The following is an 18,400-nucleotide window of genomic DNA, read 5'->3' on the forward strand; positions in this document are numbered from 1 at the left end:
CTGCCTCCTCACTCTGCCGGTGCACCGTCGGCGACGGAATTGCCGGTCCACGCGCCCGACTTTGATTTGCGCCATGCCAACAGCCGATCGATACGCGGCTGAACGTAATCAGCCCAGAGTCCCGACAGACCGTTCGGGAAGGCCAGCACGACCGCGATGAACAGCGCGCCGAGGCCGAACAACCAAAGCTGCGGGAATGATTCCGAAAGGCTGGTTTTGGCAAAATTTACCAGCAGCGCTCCCCACACCGCGCCGAAAATCGACATCCGGCCGCCGACTGCGGTGTAGATCACCATTTCGATCGACGGCACGATGCCGACAAAGGACGGCGACATGAACCCGACATTGAGCGCAAACATGGCGCCCCCTATCGCGGCGAAGATCGCAGCCATGCAGAAGGCGAAAATCTTGAAGTTGGCGACGCTGTAGCCGGAGAAGCGGACGCGATCTTCCTGCTCGCGCATCGCCACCAGGATGCGGCCAAGCTTTGTCAGCCGGATGAACTGCGCGATGAGGATGCAGCCGAACAGCAGGAACACTTCAAAGAAATAAAGGATGACCTTGGCGTGGTCCGGCCTGATGTCCCATCCCTTCAGCGTACGCAGGTCGGTCATGCCGTTGATGCCGCCGGTGTAGCCCTGCTGCCCGACGATCAGAATGGTCAGGATGGCGGCGACGGCCTGGGTGATGATCGCGAAATAGGTGCCGCCGACACGGCGCTTGAACATCGCCGTGCCGATGATCAGGGCGAAGAGGCCTGGGACCAGGATGATGGCGAGAACGGTGAAGGTGAGACTGTGGAATGGCTGCCAGAACAGCGGCAGCGCAGTGATCTGATTCCAGTCCATGAAATCCGGAATGCCGGGCGTGGACTGGATCTTGGTGTTCTCCACGCTCGATGCCTCCAGCTTGAGGAACATCGCCATGCAGTAGCCGCCGAGGCCGAAGAACACGCCCTGCCCCAGGCTCAGGATGCCGCCATATCCCCAGCACAGCACGAGGCCGATCGCGACAAAGGCGTAAGTCAGATACTTCGCGACCAGGTTGAGACGGAACACATCCAGCGACAGCGGCAGGATCACGAACAGGACCAGACCCAGTGCAACGAAACCAATGAGCTCGGATCGATTGAAGAAGCGCGAGTTGATGATCATGACCGTGCCTGCTTTCGCTATTTGCGGACCTTGAGGGCGAACAGCCCCTGCGGCCGCAGCATCAGAATTCCGACGACGGCGAGAAGCGTGAGCACCTTGGCCATCGAGCCCGACATGAAGAACTCCAGCGTCGACTGGGTCTGCGAGATCGAGAAGGCGGAAGCGATGGTGCCGAGCAGGCTAGCGGCGCCGCCGAACACGACCACCAGGAAGGTATCGACGATATAGAGCTGGCCTGACGTGGGCCCGGTCGAACCGATCATGGTGAACGCGCTTCCGGCGATGCCGGCGATCCCGCAACCGAGGCCGTAGGTGTAGCGATCAACTTTTTCGGTATTGATGCCGACGGCCCCGGCCATGATCCGGTTCTGCACGACCGCGCGGACCTGACGGCCCCAGCGCGACTTGTAAATGACGTAAGCGACCGCGCACGTGATCGAAACGGTGAGGCCCATCACGAAGATGCCGTTGATCGGCACCTCGATGCTGTCGGTCACCTTGAGCGAGCCCAGCATCCACTGCGGCAGCTCGACGCCGACTTCGCGCGCGCCGAAGACAGAGCGATAGGCCTGCTGCAGTATCAGGCTGAGGCCCCATGTGGCGAGCAGCGTGTCGAGCGGGCGCTTGTAGAGATGACGGATCAGCACCCACTCCACCACCATTCCAAGCGCGCCGGAGGCGAGGAAGGCCAGCATCATCGCGAGAAAGAAATAGCCGCTGAAAAGACCTGGCAGATAGCTCTGGAATAAGTTCGACGTCATCCAGGTGACGTAGGCCCCTAGGATCATGAACTCGCCATGCGCCATGTTGATGACGCCCATCTGGCCGAAGATGATGGCAAGTCCGAGCGCCATCAACACGTAGACGGAAAACAGGATCAGGCCCGCAAAGCCCTGCATGACGAAGATGGAGCCCAGGTCGCCAATCGAATAGTCGCCGAACATCTGACTTCTCCGCCGGAGGAAGGTCCCGCGTCGCGAGAGAATTCGCGACGCGGGGTCGTCAAGCGCGGATTGACGGTCCACGCCAGGGAGCGGTTGAAAAGTTGCGGGAAGGCTCCGCGCTTATTGGTAGCCCTTCGGGAACGGATCGGGCTCGATCAGGTCGGCGGTCTCGAAGATCAGCTCGAACTGACCATCGAGCTTGGCGCGCCCGACGCGGGTCTTCGACCAGAGGTGATGGTTTTCATGGATGCGCACGTAGCCTTCGGGCGCCTGCTTGAATTCCACGCCGGGCGAAGCGGCTGCGATCTTGTCGACGTCGAAGCTGCCGGCCTTCTCGCAGGTTAACTTCCACAGCCACGGGCCGAGATAGCCGGCCTGCGTCACGTCGCCGATCACGGTCTTCTCGCCCCACATCTTCTTGAAGGCGGGAACGAACGTCTTGTTGTTGGCATTGTCGAGCGACTGGAAGTACTTCATGCAGGCATAGGCGCCCGCGATGTTCTCGCCACCGATGCCGTCGATCTCGTCTTCGGTCACCGAAATCGTCAAGAGCGCCTGTTTCGACAGGTCGACGCCGGCCGCCTTAAGCTGCTTGTAGAAGGCGACGTTGGAGCCGCCGACCACGTCGGTGAAGATGACATCGGGCTTGGTCAGCTTGATCTTGTTGATCACTGAATTGAACTGGGTGCTGCCGAGCGCGTAATATTCTTCGCCGACCACCTTGCCCTTCAGCACGTTCTCGACGTGCTTGCGCGCGATCTTGTTTGAGGTGCGCGGCCAGATGTAGTCCGAACCGATGAAGAAGAACGATTTGGCGCCCTTCTCCTTGGCGATCCAGTTCAACCCGGCGAGGATCTGCTGGGTCGCTTCCTGGCCGGTGTAGATGACGTTCTTGGATTGCTCGAGACCTTCATAGAAGGTCGGATAGTACAGCATGCCATTGTACTGCTCGACCACCGGCAGCACCGCCTTGCGCGAGGCTGAAGTCCAGCAGCCCATGATCGCCGCGACCTTGTCGTTGACGAGCAGCTTCTTGGCTTTTTCCGCAAACGTCGGCCAGTCGCTGGCGCCGTCTTCCTGGATGAACTTGATCTTGCGCCCGAGCACGCCGCCGGCGGCATTGATCTGCTCGATCGCGAGCTTTTCGGCCTGAATCGAACCCGTCTCCGAGATCGCCATCGTGCCGGTGGCCGAGTGCAGGATGCCGACGGTGACCTCCGTATCGGTGACCGCGAGACCCGTGGTGTTGACGGTGGCGGTTGCGGGACCTGCCCCGAATGAGGGCCGAGGAAGGATCGAAACGAGCGGCAGCGCCGCCGCGCCCATCAGCAGTTTGCGGCGAAGCGGAGACTGCAGGCCCCTGTTTGGTTCGTCTGACATGAGCACCCCATTTTTGTTCGAGAACGCTTATTGGTCAGGCGAGGATTGCCCAGAATTGTGCACTGCACAGATACGTGGGATTGCGTATACTGCACCGCAAAATAGCGACGTAGGTTTCTGGTACGGAGTTTGCTGGGCCAAGCGGGTCGGTCGAACTGGGCAGGAGTTGCAGGTGGCAGGGCGGCAGCGGATAGACCGCGTAAGGCGCCAATATAACCAATGGGTCGCGAACCAGACGCTGGAAGACTACGCACTCCGCTTCACCGCCAAGAGCGCGCGGCGATGGTCTGCCGCCCGCGTCGCCAATACCGCGCTTGGCGCGATCTCTTTTCTCGCCCTGGAGGCGATCGGCGGCACCATTACGCTGAATTACGGCGCCATCAATGCCACCGTTGCCATCCTGGTCGTCAGCGTCATCATCTTCCTCTGCGGCCTGCCGATTGCCTATCATGCCGCCAAATGCGGCATCGATATCGATCTGCTGACCCGCGGTGCCGGCTTCGGCTATATCGGCTCGACCATCACCTCGCTGATCTATGCTTCCTTCACCTTCATTTTCTTCGCGATCGAGGCGGTTATCATGGCTGCGGCGCTCGAGATGTGCTTCGGCATCCCGCGGCCGCTCGGCTATCTCATCAGCTCCGTCATCATCATCCCGCTGGTGACTTACGGCATCACGCTGATCAGCCGCTTTCAATTGTGGACACAGCCGCTCTGGATCGTCCTGCACATTCTCCCCTTCGTTGCGATCGCCTATGCCAATCCCCAATCGTTCACGGAATGGCGGAAGTTCGCCGGCGAACACGGCGACGCCGGTGGCCATCTCGATCTCCTGTTGTTCGGCACAGCCGCCTCGGTGGTGTTTTCGCTTGTTGCGCAGATCGGCGAGCAGGTCGACTTCCTGCGGTTTCTGCCCCGCGACCGCCGCACGTCGCGGACGTCGTGGTGGATTGCGCTGCTCAGCGCCGGCCCCGGCTGGATCATTTTCGGCGCGCTCAAGCTGCTCCTTGGCTCGTTCCTCGCCTACTTCGCGCTGAGCCATGGCGTCTCCAGCGAGCAGGCCGCCGAGCCCGCGCATATGTATCTCGAGGCGTTCCGTTACGTGCTGTCGCAGCCGGACATGGCGCTGGCGCTGACCGGCACCTTCGTCATTCTCTCGCAGATCAAGATCAACGTCACCAACGCCTATGCCGGCTCGATCGCCTGGTCGAACTTCTTCTCGCGGCTGACGCATAGCCATCCCGGCCGTGTGGTGTGGCTCGTCTTCAACGTCTTGGTGGCGCTGCTATTGATGGAGATCGGCGTCTACAAGGCGCTGGAGCAGACGCTGGCGCTTTACTCCAACGTGGCGATTGCCTGGGTCGGCGCGCTGGTCGCCGATCTCGTCGTCAATAAGCCGCTCGGCTTGCGGCCGCAACACATCGAGTTCAAGCGCGCGCATCTCTACGACATCAATCCGGTCGGCGTCGGCGCCATGACCATCGCCACTGTGGTCTCGATCAGCGCGTTCTACGGCCTGTTCGGGCCGACGGCGAAGGCGCTGTCCGCCTTCGTCGCGCTCGCTGTCGCTTTCATCGCCGCGCCGCTGATCGCCTGGGCGACCGACGGAAAATATTACATCGCGCGAAAGCCGAAGCGGAGCTGGCAGAACCTGGAATCGATTCAGTGCTGTATCTGCGAGCATTCGTTCGAGCCGGAGGACATGGCCTCCTGCCCCGCCTATGCCGGGCCGATCTGCTCGCTGTGCTGTACGCTCGATGCGCGCTGCCACGATCTCTGCAAGCCGCATGCGCGGGCCGGCGCGCAGGTCTCGGACATGCTAGGGAAACTGTTGCCGGAGGCGATCTACACGCGGATCAATTCGCAGTTCGGGCATTATCTCGGCGTGTTCGCGGTATCCGCCGGCCTCGTCGGGCTGACGCTGGGGCTGATCTATCTGCAGACCTCGGCGACGATTCCCAGCGGAGATTTTGCGCCGGCGGACGTGCTGTGGAAGGTGTTCTTCGCGCTCACCATCATCATCGGCGTGGTGGCGTGGCTTTTCGTGCTGGCGCAGGAGAGCCGCCGTGCGGCGGAGGCGGAAACGCGGCGGCAGACGGCGCTGTTGATCCAGGAAATCGACGCGCACAAGCGCACCGATGCCGAGTTGCAGCGCGCCAAGGAAGTCGCGGAGTCCGCCAACCTCGCCAAGAGCCGCTATGTGGTGGGATTGAGTCACGAGCTGCGCTCGCCGCTGAACGCCATCAGCGGCTATGCGCAATTGCTGGAGCAGGATTCCAACCTCCCCGCAAAGCCCCGCGACCAAGTGCGGGTGGTCCGGCGCAGCGCCGACCATTTGTCAGGACTGATCGACGGCATCCTCGATATCTCCAAAATCGAAGCAGGCCGGCTTTATCTGTCGCGCGACGAGGTCCGCCTGAGCGAATTTCTCGATCAGCTCGTCGGGATGTTTCGCGTTCAGGCCGCTGCCAAGGGCATCGACTTCATCTTCAAGCGGCCTTCGGTGCTGCCGCTCGTCGTCTATGCCGATGAGAAACGGCTGCGACAGGTTCTGATCAACCTGCTGTCGAATGCACTGAAGTTTACGCAGACCGGCAGCGTGCAGTTCGTCGTGCATTACCGCAGCCCCGTTGCGGAGTTCGAGATCATCGATACTGGCCCCGGCATCCAGCCCGACGACCTCGAACGCATTTTTGCGCCGTTCGAGCGCGGCGCGCTTGGCGTCTCGCAGCCGCAGACCGGCACCGGGCTTGGATTGACCATCAGCCGACTCCTCGCCGGCGTGATGGGCGGCGACATCAGGGTAACGAGCGAGGTCGGTAGCGGCAGCACGTTTCGGGTGAAAATCCTGCTGTCGGAAGTGACCAATCCGACGCGGATCGCGCCGGTGCAGGCGCCGATCTTCGGTTACCACGGGCCGCGCAAGACGATACTGATCACCGACGATGATCCCACTCACCGCGATCTCCTGCGCGAGGTGCTCACGCCGCTCGGCTTTATCCTGCTCAGCGCGCCCGATGGACCCGGCTGCCTCGCCCTGGCGCAGCATTGCCGGCCTGATCTGTTCCTGCTCGACATCTCGATGGCCGGCATGGACGGATGGACGGCTGCAGAAACGCTGCGCGCGAGCGGCCATCACCAGGCCCGTATGCTGATGGTGTCGGCGAGCGCGCTTGAAGCGCATGGCGCGCCGTTGGCGCAACCGTTCCACGACGGTTACCTGATGAAGCCGATCGATATTCCGAAGCTGCTCGAAACCATCCGGCAATTGCTGAAGCTCGAATGGCAGTATGAGGCCGGCGAAGTCCCTGCCCCACATTGGAGGCCGGAGACAGGCTCGCGGCCGCCAGTAAAACATGTCGAGGAACTGATCGGACTCGGGCAACTGGGTTACGTCCGCGCGATCCAGGTCAAGCTCGACGAGATCGGCAGCGATTATCCTGAACACGCCGACTTCGTGTCGCAAATGCGCGCATTGATCGACCGCTTCGATCTCGATCAGTACATGGCGACGCTCAAAACCCTGCACAGCTATGATCATTGAACCAAAAAAGCGCGACGTCGCTCTCGTCGTCGACGACTCTCCGGAGACGCTGCGGCTCTTGACCGACGCACTCGACGGCGCAGGCATGACCGTCATGGTCGCACTCGACGGCGCTTCCGCCATGCGGATCATCGACCAGATCACGCCTGACATCGTGCTGCTCGACGCCGTGATGCCGGGGATGGATGGATTCGAGACCTGCCGGCGGCTGAAGCGCGACGCCGGGCTCGATCATGTGCCGATCATCTTCATGACGGGCCTTGCGGAAACCGAGCACATCGTGCGTGGGCTGGAGGCGGGCGGCGTCGACTATGTAACAAAACCGATCGCGGTCGAGGAGATGCTGGCGCGCATCCGCGTTCACCTCGCCAACGCCCGGCTAACCCAGAGCGCCCGCGCCGCACTCGACGTCTCCGGCCGCTATCTGCTCGCGGTGAATGCCGCGGGCAAGATCATGTGGGCGACGCCGCAGGCGCAAAAGCTGCTGTCGGACACGCTTTCCGCCGGCGGCGACGACGACGTGGTGCTGCCGGACCCGATTCCGCAATGGCTCGATGAGGCGCGCAAGGGCAAGGCCGGCACGAAGACGACCGTCATGGCAGCGTTACCCGGCAACGAGCAGCTTCGCCTGCAGTATATGGGGAAGCTCGGCTCGAACGAATTCCTGCTGCGGCTGGCGAGAGATTCCGGCGCGGATACACCATCGGAATTCTCCAGCGAACTTGGCCTCACGACGCGCGAGGGCGAGGTGCTGTCGTGGCTGTCCAAGGGCAAGACCAACCGCGACATCGCGCAAATCTTGGGACTCTCGCCGCGCACCGTCGACAAGCATCTCGAGCAGATCTACTCCAAGCTCGGCGTCGAGAACCGCACCGCGGCGGCGGCGATCGCCGTGAATGCGAGGAACAGGAAGGGGTGAGGTGCCGTCATTGCGAGCGCAGCGAAGCAATCCATAGCTCCGCGCGCCGAGCCATGGATTGCTTCGTCGCTTCGCTCCTCGCAATGACGCCTGAGGACCCAGCATGCCTAGCTGTTCGCGACGGCCAATTTCTCTGGCATGGCATTCGGCTCCGCGTGCGCGATCAAGCGCTTCAATTCCGGAATGCAGGAGCCGCAATTGGTGCCGGCCTTCAGCTTCGCGCCTATATCGGCCGCCGAACACGCCCCCGCCGCGATGGCCTCGCAGATCGTGTTGCGGCCGACGCCGAAGCAGGCGCAGACGATCGGGCCGGTGTTGGCGAGGCCGTCGGCCGATTTGCCTGACAGCAGCATGCGGCGCTGGTCGTGGTCCAGCGTATCCGCCGCAAACAGGCTCTTGACCACGTTCCAGTCGCCAGCGTCGTGCGCCGGGCCGATGAAAAAGCAGGTGTCGATACGGTCGCCGTCAAAGGATGCGGCGCGGTAGACGCCGCCGCCAAAATCCTTGTATTCGGCGAGATCGTTGCGAACGAAAGATTTCAGCCAGGATTGCCAGCCGGCGACATCGGCATTGTCAGCGAACAAGTAGCCATGGCCGCCGTTGACAGCAACGCGCGCCACCCAGGCATGCGCGGGCAGTTCGAGCGGCTTGCGCGACAGCGCGAAGCCGCGGAAGACATATTCATAGGGAGTGATCGAGGCCGGCGTCGCCTTGTTCTCGGGCTGGCCGGAGAACGGATCGGTGACGGGCGCCACCAGCGAGCCGACGCGCGCGCCGGTCGCATTGGCCTCGCTCCAGTGGATCGGCGCGAACAGCATGCCGCGCTGCTGCCGTTCGCTGACCATAACGCGGAGCGTGCATTGTCCGTAATCGGTCGTGACCCGCGCGAAATCGCCATCGGCGACGCCGTATTTTGCCGCGTCGTCCGGATGGACCTCGACGAACGGCTCCGGCAGATGCTGGCCGAGCCGCGGGCTCTCGCCCGTGCGGGTCATGGTGTGCCACTGGTCGCGGATGCGGCCGGTGTTGAGCCGCAGCGGCCGCGCCGCGCTGATCTCAGTTCGCAGCGCCGGAATTTCCGGCGCGATGAAACGGGCTCTGAAATCGTTGGCGAAGAAACCGCCTTCGGCGAAGAAGCGCGCTTGCGGCTCGGTGCCCTGCCGTATCGGCCATTGCACCGGCGCCATCGCGTCGAAATCGCTGTCCGACAGCGATTGCAGCGCGCCTATGTCGAAATCGCGCGCGCCTTCGTTCTCGAACGCCGAGAGCGCGGCATGCTCGCGAAAAATATTCGCCGCCGAGGTGAAGCTGAAGGCCGTGCCGAAGCCGAGGCGCCTGGCGACCTCGCCCATGATCCACCAATCCGGCTTGGCTTCGCCCGGCGGGGTAAGAAACGCGCGCTGCCGCGAGATGCGCCGCTCCGAGTTGGTCACCGTGCCGGATTTCTCGCCCCAGGCCTGTGCCGGCAACAGCACATGCGCGCCCGCGTCCACCGTGTCGTTGGAGATCACGTTCTCGGAAACCACGAACAGATCGAGCTTCTTCAGCGCGTCGCGAACGCCATCGGCGTTCGGCAGAGAGACCGCCGGATTGGTGCCCATCACCCACAACGCCCTAATCTCGCCGCGCGCAATCGCCTCGAACATCTGCACCGCCTTCAAGCCCTCATGGGTGGCGATGCGCGGCGCCTTCCAGAACCGCCGCACGCGGTCGATATCCGGCGGCGTGAAGCCCATATGGGCGGCCAACTGGTTGGCAAGCCCGCCGACCTCACGCCCGCCCATCGCATTGGGCTGCCCGGTGAGCGAGAACGGCGACGCGCCCGGCAGGCCGATCCGCCCGGTCGCGAGGTGGCAATTGAGGATGGCGTTGACCTTGTCGGTGCCCTGCGCCGACTGGTTGACGCCCTGTGAATAGAGCGTCACGACGCGCGGCGTGTTGGCAAACATCTGGAAGAACGTCGCGACGTCCTGCTCGGACAGGCCGGTCGCCAGTGCGGTCGCGCCGACGCTGCCCGCGATGCTGCGTGCGCGGGCGACGGCACCGTCGAAGCCGGTGGTGTGGAGTTCGATATAGTCGCGGTCGAGCGCGCCATTGTCCGCGAGGTAAACCAGCAAGCCGCTGAACAGCGCGGTATCGGTGCCTGGCTTCAGGCCGAGGAACAGATCGTCGTCGCCGACGGTGTCGGTCCGCCGCGGATCGATCACGATGACACGCGCGCCCCGCTTCTGCTTGTTGACGAGCATGCGCTGATACAGCACTGGATGGCACCAGGCCGCGTTGGAGCCGACCAGCACCAGCAAATCGGCCTCGTCGAGATCCTCGTAACATCCCGGCACGGTGTCGGCGCCAAAAGCGCGGCGGTGGCCGGCGACGGACGAGGCCATGCACAGCCGCGAATTGGTGTCGACATTGGCGCTGCCGATAAACCCCTTCATCAGCTTGTTGGCGACGTAGTAGTCCTCCGTCAGCAACTGACCGGATAGATAGAAGGCGACCGCACCCGGGCCGTCGCGCGCGATAATGTGCTGGAAACGGTGCGCGACATGGTCGAGCGCGTCGCTCCACGCCACGCGCTCCATGGTTCCTTTGCCGCAGCGGATCATTGGATAGAGCAGCCGGTTCGCTAGCCCGAGCGTCTCGCCAAGCGCCGAACCCTTCGAGCACAGCCGGCCGAAATTGGCGGGATGCTCGGCATCGCCTGAGATCCCCGCCCCGCCCCGCCCGTCCGGCGTCGCCAGAATGCCGCAACCGACCCCGCAATAGGCGCAGGTGGTGCTGACAGCACGGAGATCGGGATCGACGACGGTCATGCAGGCAACCGGATCATGCGGCTTCCGAACGGATCGCGAGCGAGCGGCCGAACATCATGTCGCCACGGATTCGGGCTGTCGGCTGACGCGTGCGGATCAATTCGAGGTACCAGAGCGCGTCGGCGACATCGCCGATCAGCACCGCGCCGGTCAATCGCCCATCCGCGATCACCAGTTTCTTGTAGGTGCCGTGGTTAATGTCGGAGAGCACGATGGCCTCGCTGCCGTCGCCGCCCATGAAATCGCCTGCGGAGAACACGCTGACGCCGGAAACTTTCAGATTGGTTGCGACGATGCTGCCGGTATAGGCCGCCTCACGTCCCGCGAGATGCCGCGCCAGCACCCTCGCCTGCTCATAGGCCGGCTCGACCAAGCCGTAGCAGACGCCGCGATGTTCGGCGCACTCACCGATCGCGAAGACATCTGCCGCGTCGGTCTGCATGACATCGTCGACCACGATCCCGCGGTTGACGGCAATGCCGGCTTCCTTCGCCAGCGCGATATTCGGACGAATGCCTGCGGCAAAGATCACGGCGTCGGCATCGATCCGACGTCCGTCCGCCAGTTCGACGCTCTCGACACGCTTCTCGCCGTGGACGCGCGCGGTGTTGGCGTTGAGCAGGATCTCGATGCCCTTGCGCTCGACAAGCGATTTCAGAAGTTCGGCCGCGGGCGCATCGAGTTGACGCTCCATCAGGCGGTCCATCAGATGCACCAGTGTCACCGGTGCGCCGGCCTTGGCGAGGCCATAGGCCGCCTCGAGGCCCAGCAGTCCACCGCCAACCACCACCACGCGCTTTTTCTGCGCGGCCAGTGTCAGCAGCAGATCGACGTCGCGGCTGTCGCGAAACGTATGCACGCCGGCGAGATCGGCGCCGGGTATATTGAGCCGCAGCGGCGACGAGCCGGTGGTCAGCACCAGTTTCGAAAACGGAATGCTCTCGTCGTTCTCGATCTTGAGCTCACGGCGGCCGACATCGATCTCGGTCGCCACGCAACCATACTTCAAGGTAACGCCGCGATCGCGCCACCAGGACGCCGGCCGCAGCTCGATGTCCTGCGACGTGGTTTCGCCGGCCAGCACCGATGACAACAACACGCGATTATACGCGAGCCGCGGTTCGTCGCCGATCACGGCGATGGCGTAGCGCCCGAGCGCTATTTTCGCCAGCTCGTCAACCAGACGCGCGGCGGCCATTCCATTGCCGACGATGACCAGCGGCTCACTCACGTGTTGCGTCCTTACTCCGCGACCAAAGGCTGGCCGTAGGCTTCGGAAATCATGAAACCGGACAGTGTGCCGTAGGCTGCGGTCCATGCCGCAGCGACTTCGGGCGTCCATGCCACGCCAAGTCCCTTCTCCAGCGTCCACAGCAATGCGCCGCCGACGACGGGATAATGCTCGGGTTTGGCGCCATAGCTGACATGGCGCTTTGCCAATGCACTCGCAGCGGGCAGCACGGATTCAAGATTGCTCAATCCGTTCACCACCACCGCCAGCGTCGCCATCAGCTTCTTGCGCTGCTCTTTCATGTCGGTGGGAAACATCGCCTTCACCGTTGGCGCGACTTCGAACAGACGATCGTAGAATATGACGGCCGCCTGCTCTGAAATCGGCACGACTTTGGCGAAGCTCTCCTGAACCAGATTGATTTGTGTTGGATTCACCGAAACTCTCCTCGCGTGTTAAGGGCAATCCAGTTGGTCGTGCGGCGGGAACATTAGTTCACCGCCAACACGCGAATAAGAGAGGCAGCTACGCCGCCTCGACGAAGCGATGCCGCTCGTAGAGGAACTCGAGCACACGCTGCCGGCACTTGAGGTAGCCGGGATTGGTCGCGAGCTCGAGCCGCTTGCGCGGACGCGCCAGCGGCACCTCCAGCACCTCGCCGATCCGCGCGCTCGGGCCGTTGGTCATCATCACGATGCGGTCCGACAGCAGCACGGCCTCGTCGACGTCATGCGTGATCATCAGGATGGTGTTGCCGAGCTTCTGGTGCAGCGCCATCACCGAGTCCTGCAGATGTGCGCGGGTTAGCGCGTCGAGCGCGCCGAACGGCTCGTCGAGCAACAGCACCTTCGGCTCCATCGCCAGCGCACGGGCAATGCCGACGCGCTGCTTCATGCCACCGGAAATTTCCGACGGGCGCTTGTCCTTGGCGTGCGCCATCTGCACCAGATTGAGATTATGCATCACCCAGGCGTCGCGCTCGGCGCGGCTCTTGGTTGACGAAAACACCTTGTCGACGCCGAGCTTGACGTTTTCGTACACCGTCAGCCACGGCAGCAGGCTGTGGTTCTGGAATACTACGGCGCGGTCCGGTCCCGGCGAATTGACCTCGCGGTTTTCCAAGAGCACGCCGCCATTGGTAGCGTCGGTGAGGCCAGCCACGATGTTGAGCAGCGTGGACTTGCCGCAGCCGGAATGACCGATGATCGAGACGTATTCGCCCTTCTCGATCGTCAGGTTGATGTCCTTCAGCACCTCTGTGGTGGCGTTGCCGCGGGTGAAGGTCTTGTCGATGTGGTCGAGCTTCAGATAGGCCTGCATGACATGTGTCCTTCAGTTCAGGGCGGTGCCGCGGGTTACGATCTTCGCCAGTCCCGCGATCACGCGGTCGAGCACGAAGCCGATGATGCCGACATAGAACAGCGCCAGGATGATTTCGCTGATGTGCGAGGAATTCCAGGCGTCCCAGATGAAGAAGCCGATGCCGACGCCGCCGATCAGCATTTCTGCAGCCACAATCGCCAGCCAGGACAGGCCGATGCCGATGCGAAGGCCGGTGAAGATGTAGGGCGCCGCCGCCGGGATCATGATCTTGGCGAAGAACTCCAGCGGATTGAGCTGCACGACGGCTGCGACGTTGCGATAGTCCTGCGGGATGTTGCGTATGCCGACTGCGGTGTTGATGATGATTGGCCAGACCGAGGTGATGAAGATGACGAAAATCGCCGACGGCTGACCGTCACGGAATGCGGCGAGCGACAGCGGCAGCCACGCCAGCGGCGGAATGGTGCGAAGCACCTGAAACAGTGGATCGAGCCCACGCATCGCCCACACCGACTGCCCGACCAGCGTGCCGAGCGCGATGCCGACGATGGCGGCAATCGAATAGCCATAGGCGACGCGCTGGAGTGAGGCAGACAGGTGCCAGAACAGGCCCTTGTCGATGCCGCCATTATCGAAGAACGGATCGAAGATCAGTTCCTTGGTGTCCTTGAAGACTTTCGACGGCGGCGGGAGCGTCGAGCCGGTGCGGCGGCAGACCAGTTCCCAGAATAGCATCAGCAGCGCGAGCACGATCAGCGGCGGCACGACGCGCACCGCAGCCTCTTTCGCCATCTTGATGTACTTCTCGGCACGAGGCGCCCGCTTCGGCGTCATCGTCACCACTGGCGCCGCCGTGTTCGGCGAGGTGCCCGAGGCGGTCGGAACGGCCACCGCGGTGGCTTCGGCTTTGATCGCAGGCATCGACATTGAAGTTGTATCTCCGTGTTTCAATGAGCGGGCCGCACGCAACAGCGCGCGGCCCGGGCTTGATCAGACATCAACACGCTTGATCGACAGGGACTTCAGATACGCAGCCGGATTTTCCGGATCGAACACCTTGCCGTCGAAGAAGGTCTCCTTGCCGCGCGAGGTGGAAGCCGGGATCTCGGACGCGGCAACGCCGAGCGTCTTGGCCGCGTCGCGCCACATATCCTCGCGATTGACCTTGGCGATCAGCGCCTTGCTGTCGAAGCCCGCTTCATATTTGCCCCAGCGGATGTCCTCCGTCATGAACCAGAGATCGTGGCTCTGGAACGGATAGGAGGCGTGGTCGCGCCAGTACTTCATGATGTGCGGCGAGTTCTCGACGACCTTGCCGGGAATGCCGTAGTTGAACTTGCCCTTGGCGCGATCGGCGATGTCTTCGACCGGGCAGTTGATCCACTGCCGCTTGCCCATGATGGTGGCCAGTTCGTCCTTGTTCTCCATCTTGTCGGCCCACTGCTGCGCCTCCATAACAGCCATCAGGATCGCCTTGGCGGCTTTCGGATTCTTGTCGACCCAGGCTGCGCGCATACCGAGCGACTTTTCCGGGTGCTTGCTCCAGATTTCACCGGTGTTGATCGCGGTATAGCCGATACCCTGATGGACCAATTGTCCGGGCCACGGCTCGCCGACACAGAAGGCATCCATGGTGCCGACCTTCATGTTGGCGACCATTTGCGGCGGTGGCACCGTGATGGTCTCGACATCCTTGTCGGGATCGATGCCGCCGGCGGCGAGCCAGTAACGAATCCAGAGATCGTGGGTGCCGCCCGGGAAGGTCATCGCGACCTTGGCCGACTTACCGGCAGCCTTCTTCTGCTCGAATACCGCCTTGAGCGGCGAGGCATCGACGCCGACCTTGAGATTGGCATATTCCTTAGCGACCGAGATGCACTGCGCATCGAGATTGAGCCGCGCCAGGATGTACATCGGCGTCGGCTGATTGTTCTGCGTCACCTTGCCGGCCGAGATCAGATACGGCATCGGCGTCAGAATGTGCGCGCCGTCGATACCGTTGCCTTCCGAGCCCAGCACCAGGTTGTCGCGGGTGGTGCCCCACGACGCCTGCTTGGCGACTTCGACATCGGGCATGCCGTGCTTGGCAAAGAAGCCCTTGTCCTTGGCGACAAACAGCGGCCCGGCGTCACTCAGCGCAATGAACCCGAGCGTCGCCTTGGTCACTTCCGGTCCCGCGCCTTGCGCGAACGCGCCGGCTGGGAGGTTCAGCTTGGCGGCGGCGAGCAATGCTGCCGTCGCGCCGCTCGCCTTAAGAAGCTGGCGGCGGCTGAAACCGCGGCGTGAGGTCGGAGTGGTGGGCTTCGTCATGGGTAGTGCGCTCCTTTGCGTGTGAATGGGGCCCTCCGTTTCGTGTCGCCGCGCGAGACGCATAAGGGCGCGCGCCGGTGTTGCCCCGGACGTGCGGCGTCACAATTCGGATGAGTGGTCTCAAGGGACGGCGACAATGGCGTCGGCACTAGCTATTCAAGCTTCGTGCCAAGCCTCCCGCACCGCAAAAACGTTTTTTATTTCAATGAATTGGTCGATAACTGCCGCAAAAAACGGCAAGGGTCAGGAACCAGTCGTCGCATTCGAAACTTGCGATTCGCTCAATCCTTGTGCGGCGCACAAGAATTGAGCAGACCAAGCGGCACACTGCCTTATGCGTCTTCAGCCGCCTTCGCCATCATTGGTTTCGGCGCACTTCCCTCGCCCGGCTTCATGCGGAATTCGTAGATCATGAGGTGCCAGGCCGAGGCCGCCGGCTTGCCGTCCGGCATCGTCGGATCGGTGCGCTTTTCGATTTTGGCGACCAGCTCGTCCTTGACCCCGAACACCACGTCGGAATCGAGATATTTATCGCCATCGATGAAGACGTGGGTGATCAGCGGCTGATAGCCGGGCGCATCGACCAGGAAATGGACATGCGCCGGCCGCATCGGGTGGCGGCCGGTCTGCACGATCATCTCGCCCACCGGGCCGTCGGTCGGAATCGGGTAGCTGCACGGCAGGATGGTGCGGAAGAAAAACCTCCCATCGGCGTCGGTGATGAAACGCGCCCGCGATGACGCCCCTTCCGTCGCATAGGCCGGCTTCTGAGAATCATAGAAGCCGTCGTCATCGGCGTGCCAGACGTCTACCGGCACGTCCGCCAGCGGCTTGCCATTGAGGTCGGTGACGCGGCTCTGCACGAACATGCGCTCGCCGGGCAGCGTTTCCGAGATATCGGTGCCATGCGGCGTCACCTTGTGCTCGCCGACATAGAACGGGCCGAGCACCGTGGTCTCGGTGGCGCCCTCACGCTCGCGGTGGTTCACGGCGTCGACCAGCATCGAGACGCCGAGCACGTCAGACAGCAGAATGAACTCCTGCCGGATCGGGGTGCACTTCTGGCCGGTCCGCGTCAGAAAATCGATGGCATATTCCCACTCCTCGAAGGTGAGATCGGTTTTGCGGACATAGTCGTGGAGTGATTTCACCAGTTCCTGCAGCAGGAATTTAGCGCGCGGATCCGGCGTATTGTCGAAGCTGCGGATGACGGCGGCGGTCAGTTCGGTCTCGCTGAATTGGCGCATTTTTGCTGTCCTGCGGGGATATGCGATGGCTTAAGTCAATCTATACCACCCTTGCAGCCCGCATAAGCACGGCCCGTTGGAACAGGAGACACTTTTCGGCTATCAAGACCGCAGTCGCCAGCCGGAGATGCCGATGTTAGCTCCCGCCTCCCCCGAATCCGCCGGAATGTCCAAGGCCGCCCTTGATCGCCTCGAAGATCATCTGAAGGAGCGCTATATCGATGCCGGCCGCTTCCCGGGGACGCAGCTCCTGATCTATCGCCGTGGCAAGGTCGTCCATTCGTCCGCGCAGGGCTTTGCCGATCTCGAACGCAAGGTGCCGGTCAAGGGCGATACGATCTTCCGCATCTATTCGATGACGAAGCCCCTCACTTCCGTCGCCTTCATGATGCTGGTCGAGGAAGGCCGCGTCGCGCTCGACGAGCCCGTGCACAAATATATTCCGGCATGGAAGAACCTCGGCGTGTTCGTGGCCGGTACGCACCCGGCCTTTCTCACCCGGCCACCGTCGCGGCCGATGCTGATCGTGGATCTGTTGCGGCACACCTCCGGCCTGACATACGGCTTCCAACAACGCAGCAACGTCGATGCGGCGTATCGCGAGAACAAGATCGGCGAGGTCATCAAGACCGGCACACTGCAAGGCATGATCGACGACCTCGCAAAAATTCCGCTGGAATTTTCGCCGGGCGAGGCCTGGAATTATTCCGTCGCCACTGACGTGATCGGCTATCTCATTGGGTTGATCAGCGGCAAACCGTTCGAGCAGTATCTGAAGGAGCGCATCCTCGATCCGCTCGGCATGAACGACACCGATTTCTTCGTGCCCAAGGACAAGGCGCATCGGTTCGCGGCGTGTTATTCGGCCGACCCGCAGGGCGGCTTCAACCCGCTCGCCACCGAGCGCAAGGGAACGCTGACGCTGCAGGACGACCCCGCGACGAGTTCGTTCCTGGAGCCGCCATCGTTCATCTCCGGCGGCGGCGGCCTGTGCTCGACCACGGCCGACTATCTCACCTTCTGCCGGGCGCTGCTCAATGGCGGCGAGCTCGGCGGTGTCCGCTTGTTGGGTCCCAAGACGCTGAAACTGATGACGTCGAACCATCTGCCTGGCGGGGTCGACCTGCCGGCGATGTCGCGCTCGCTGTTCTCGGAAGCGGCCTATAACGGCATCGGCTTCGGCCTCGGCTTTGCCGTCACCATGAACCCGGCGCAGACGCTGATTGCCGGCAGTCCCGGTGAATACAACTGGGGCGGTGCGGCAACGACCTCGTTCTTCATCGATCCGGCAGAAGAGCTGATCACGATCTTCATGACGCAGGTGCTGCCGTCGAGCGCCTATCCCTTGCGGCGCGAGCTGCGCACCATGGTGTATGCCGCGATTGCCGACAGCAACCTCTGAGGTCGGCGGCCGGGCCACACGGAACCCGGCCGCTTCTCCAGTCGGCTCAATATCTTACTTTATTCTCTTATTGTTCTTGGCGAAATTCGGCGGCTTCTCCTATGCTTGCCCCGATTGGGGGCGCCGATCCGGG

At 62.6% G+C, this 18,400-nt stretch carries 13 protein-coding genes; 3 read left to right on the forward strand and 10 right to left on the reverse strand.

Annotation, left to right across the window (positions count from 1 at the left end; all coding sequences use genetic code 11):
* Positions 1-8 precede the first annotated feature (8 nt).
* From urtC to urtA, 3 genes are all read right to left on the reverse strand, one after another.
* The gene (gene urtC, locus RX328_RS34005) at positions 9-1,154 is read right to left on the reverse strand and encodes an urea ABC transporter permease subunit UrtC (protein ID WP_249726225.1); all 1,146 of its coding nucleotides are present in this window, start codon (positions 1,152-1,154) and stop codon (positions 9-11) included.
* A gap of 17 nt (positions 1,155-1,171) precedes the next feature.
* Positions 1,172-2,098 carry an urea ABC transporter permease subunit UrtB gene (gene urtB, locus RX328_RS34010; RefSeq protein WP_213249642.1) on the reverse strand — a complete coding sequence of 309 codons (927 nt, stop codon included), beginning with the start codon at positions 2,096-2,098 and terminating at the stop codon, positions 1,172-1,174.
* A 120-nt stretch (positions 2,099-2,218) separates the two neighbouring features.
* Positions 2,219-3,478: an urea ABC transporter substrate-binding protein gene (urtA, locus tag RX328_RS34015; protein WP_213249640.1), complete on the reverse strand. Its 1,260-nt coding sequence runs from the start codon at positions 3,476-3,478 to the stop codon at positions 2,219-2,221.
* A gap of 172 nt (positions 3,479-3,650) precedes the next feature.
* Here urtA and RX328_RS34020 point away from each other — a divergent pair, with 172 nt between their 5' ends.
* Positions 3,651-7,022, forward strand: coding sequence for an ATP-binding protein (locus tag RX328_RS34020; protein ID WP_213249638.1), 3,372 nt, complete (start codon positions 3,651-3,653; stop codon positions 7,020-7,022).
* Positions 7,012-7,941 (forward strand): response regulator, encoded by a 930-nt coding sequence (locus tag RX328_RS34025; protein WP_213249636.1) that lies wholly within the window; start codon positions 7,012-7,014, stop codon positions 7,939-7,941. The genes RX328_RS34020 and RX328_RS34025 overlap by 11 nt, the downstream gene beginning before the upstream one ends.
* A gap of 107 nt (positions 7,942-8,048) precedes the next feature.
* On the opposite strand, the gene RX328_RS34030 is transcribed toward RX328_RS34025, so the two are convergent.
* From RX328_RS34030 to RX328_RS34060, 7 genes are all read right to left on the reverse strand, one after another.
* Positions 8,049-10,754, reverse strand: a complete 2,706-nt coding sequence (locus RX328_RS34030; protein WP_213249634.1) for a nitrate reductase — start codon at positions 10,752-10,754, stop codon at positions 8,049-8,051.
* A gap of 13 nt (positions 10,755-10,767) precedes the next feature.
* Positions 10,768-11,952: an NAD(P)/FAD-dependent oxidoreductase gene (locus RX328_RS34035; protein WP_249726241.1), complete on the reverse strand. Its 1,185-nt coding sequence runs from the start codon at positions 11,950-11,952 to the stop codon at positions 10,768-10,770.
* Between the two features lie 44 nt (positions 11,953-11,996).
* On the reverse strand, positions 11,997-12,422 hold the full coding sequence (locus RX328_RS34040) for a globin family protein (protein WP_213249630.1): 426 nt from the start codon (positions 12,420-12,422) through the stop codon (positions 11,997-11,999).
* Positions 12,423-12,510: 88 nt separating this feature from the next.
* Positions 12,511-13,305 carry an ABC transporter ATP-binding protein gene (locus tag RX328_RS34045; protein ID WP_213249628.1) on the reverse strand — a complete coding sequence of 265 codons (795 nt, stop codon included), beginning with the start codon at positions 13,303-13,305 and terminating at the stop codon, positions 12,511-12,513.
* A gap of 12 nt (positions 13,306-13,317) precedes the next feature.
* Positions 13,318-14,235, reverse strand: coding sequence for a nitrate ABC transporter permease (gene ntrB / locus RX328_RS34050; RefSeq protein WP_213249626.1), 918 nt, complete (start codon positions 14,233-14,235; stop codon positions 13,318-13,320).
* Between the two features lie 63 nt (positions 14,236-14,298).
* Positions 14,299-15,618, reverse strand: a complete 1,320-nt coding sequence (locus RX328_RS34055) for a CmpA/NrtA family ABC transporter substrate-binding protein (RefSeq protein WP_213249624.1) — start codon at positions 15,616-15,618, stop codon at positions 14,299-14,301.
* Between the two features lie 332 nt (positions 15,619-15,950).
* Positions 15,951-16,865, reverse strand: coding sequence for an intradiol ring-cleavage dioxygenase (locus RX328_RS34060; protein ID WP_213249622.1), 915 nt, complete (start codon positions 16,863-16,865; stop codon positions 15,951-15,953).
* Positions 16,866-16,992: 127 nt separating this feature from the next.
* Here RX328_RS34060 and RX328_RS34065 point away from each other — a divergent pair, with 127 nt between their 5' ends.
* Positions 16,993-18,267, forward strand: a complete 1,275-nt coding sequence (locus RX328_RS34065; protein ID WP_409410761.1) for a serine hydrolase domain-containing protein — start codon at positions 16,993-16,995, stop codon at positions 18,265-18,267.
* Positions 18,268-18,400: the final 133 nt, after the last annotated feature.

The organism is Bradyrhizobium sp. sBnM-33 (assembly GCF_032917945.1).
GTDB lineage: Bacteria > Pseudomonadota > Alphaproteobacteria > Rhizobiales > Xanthobacteraceae > Bradyrhizobium.

Coding starts and splice junctions, on each gene's coding strand:
- RX328_RS34035 (WP_249726241.1), bottom strand. CDS start 11,952: ATGGCCGCCGCGCGTCTGGTTGACGAGCTGGCGAAAATAGCGCTCGGG.
- RX328_RS34045 (WP_213249628.1), bottom strand. CDS start 13,305: ATGCAGGCCTATCTGAAGCTCGACCACATCGACAAGACCTTCACCCGC.
- urtA (WP_213249640.1), bottom strand. CDS start 3,478: ATGTCAGACGAACCAAACAGGGGCCTGCAGTCTCCGCTTCGCCGCAAA.
- RX328_RS34060 (WP_213249622.1), bottom strand. CDS start 16,865: ATGCGCCAATTCAGCGAGACCGAACTGACCGCCGCCGTCATCCGCAGC.
- RX328_RS34055 (WP_213249624.1), bottom strand. CDS start 15,618: ATGACGAAGCCCACCACTCCGACCTCACGCCGCGGTTTCAGCCGCCGC.
- ntrB (WP_213249626.1), bottom strand. CDS start 14,235: ATGTCGATGCCTGCGATCAAAGCCGAAGCCACCGCGGTGGCCGTTCCG.
- urtC (WP_249726225.1), bottom strand. CDS start 1,154: ATGATCATCAACTCGCGCTTCTTCAATCGATCCGAGCTCATTGGTTTC.
- urtB (WP_213249642.1), bottom strand. CDS start 2,098: ATGTTCGGCGACTATTCGATTGGCGACCTGGGCTCCATCTTCGTCATG.
- RX328_RS34030 (WP_213249634.1), bottom strand. CDS start 10,754: ATGACCGTCGTCGATCCCGATCTCCGTGCTGTCAGCACCACCTGCGCC.
- RX328_RS34065 (WP_409410761.1), top strand. CDS start 16,993: ATGCCGATGTTAGCTCCCGCCTCCCCCGAATCCGCCGGAATGTCCAAG.
- RX328_RS34025 (WP_213249636.1), top strand. CDS start 7,012: ATGATCATTGAACCAAAAAAGCGCGACGTCGCTCTCGTCGTCGACGAC.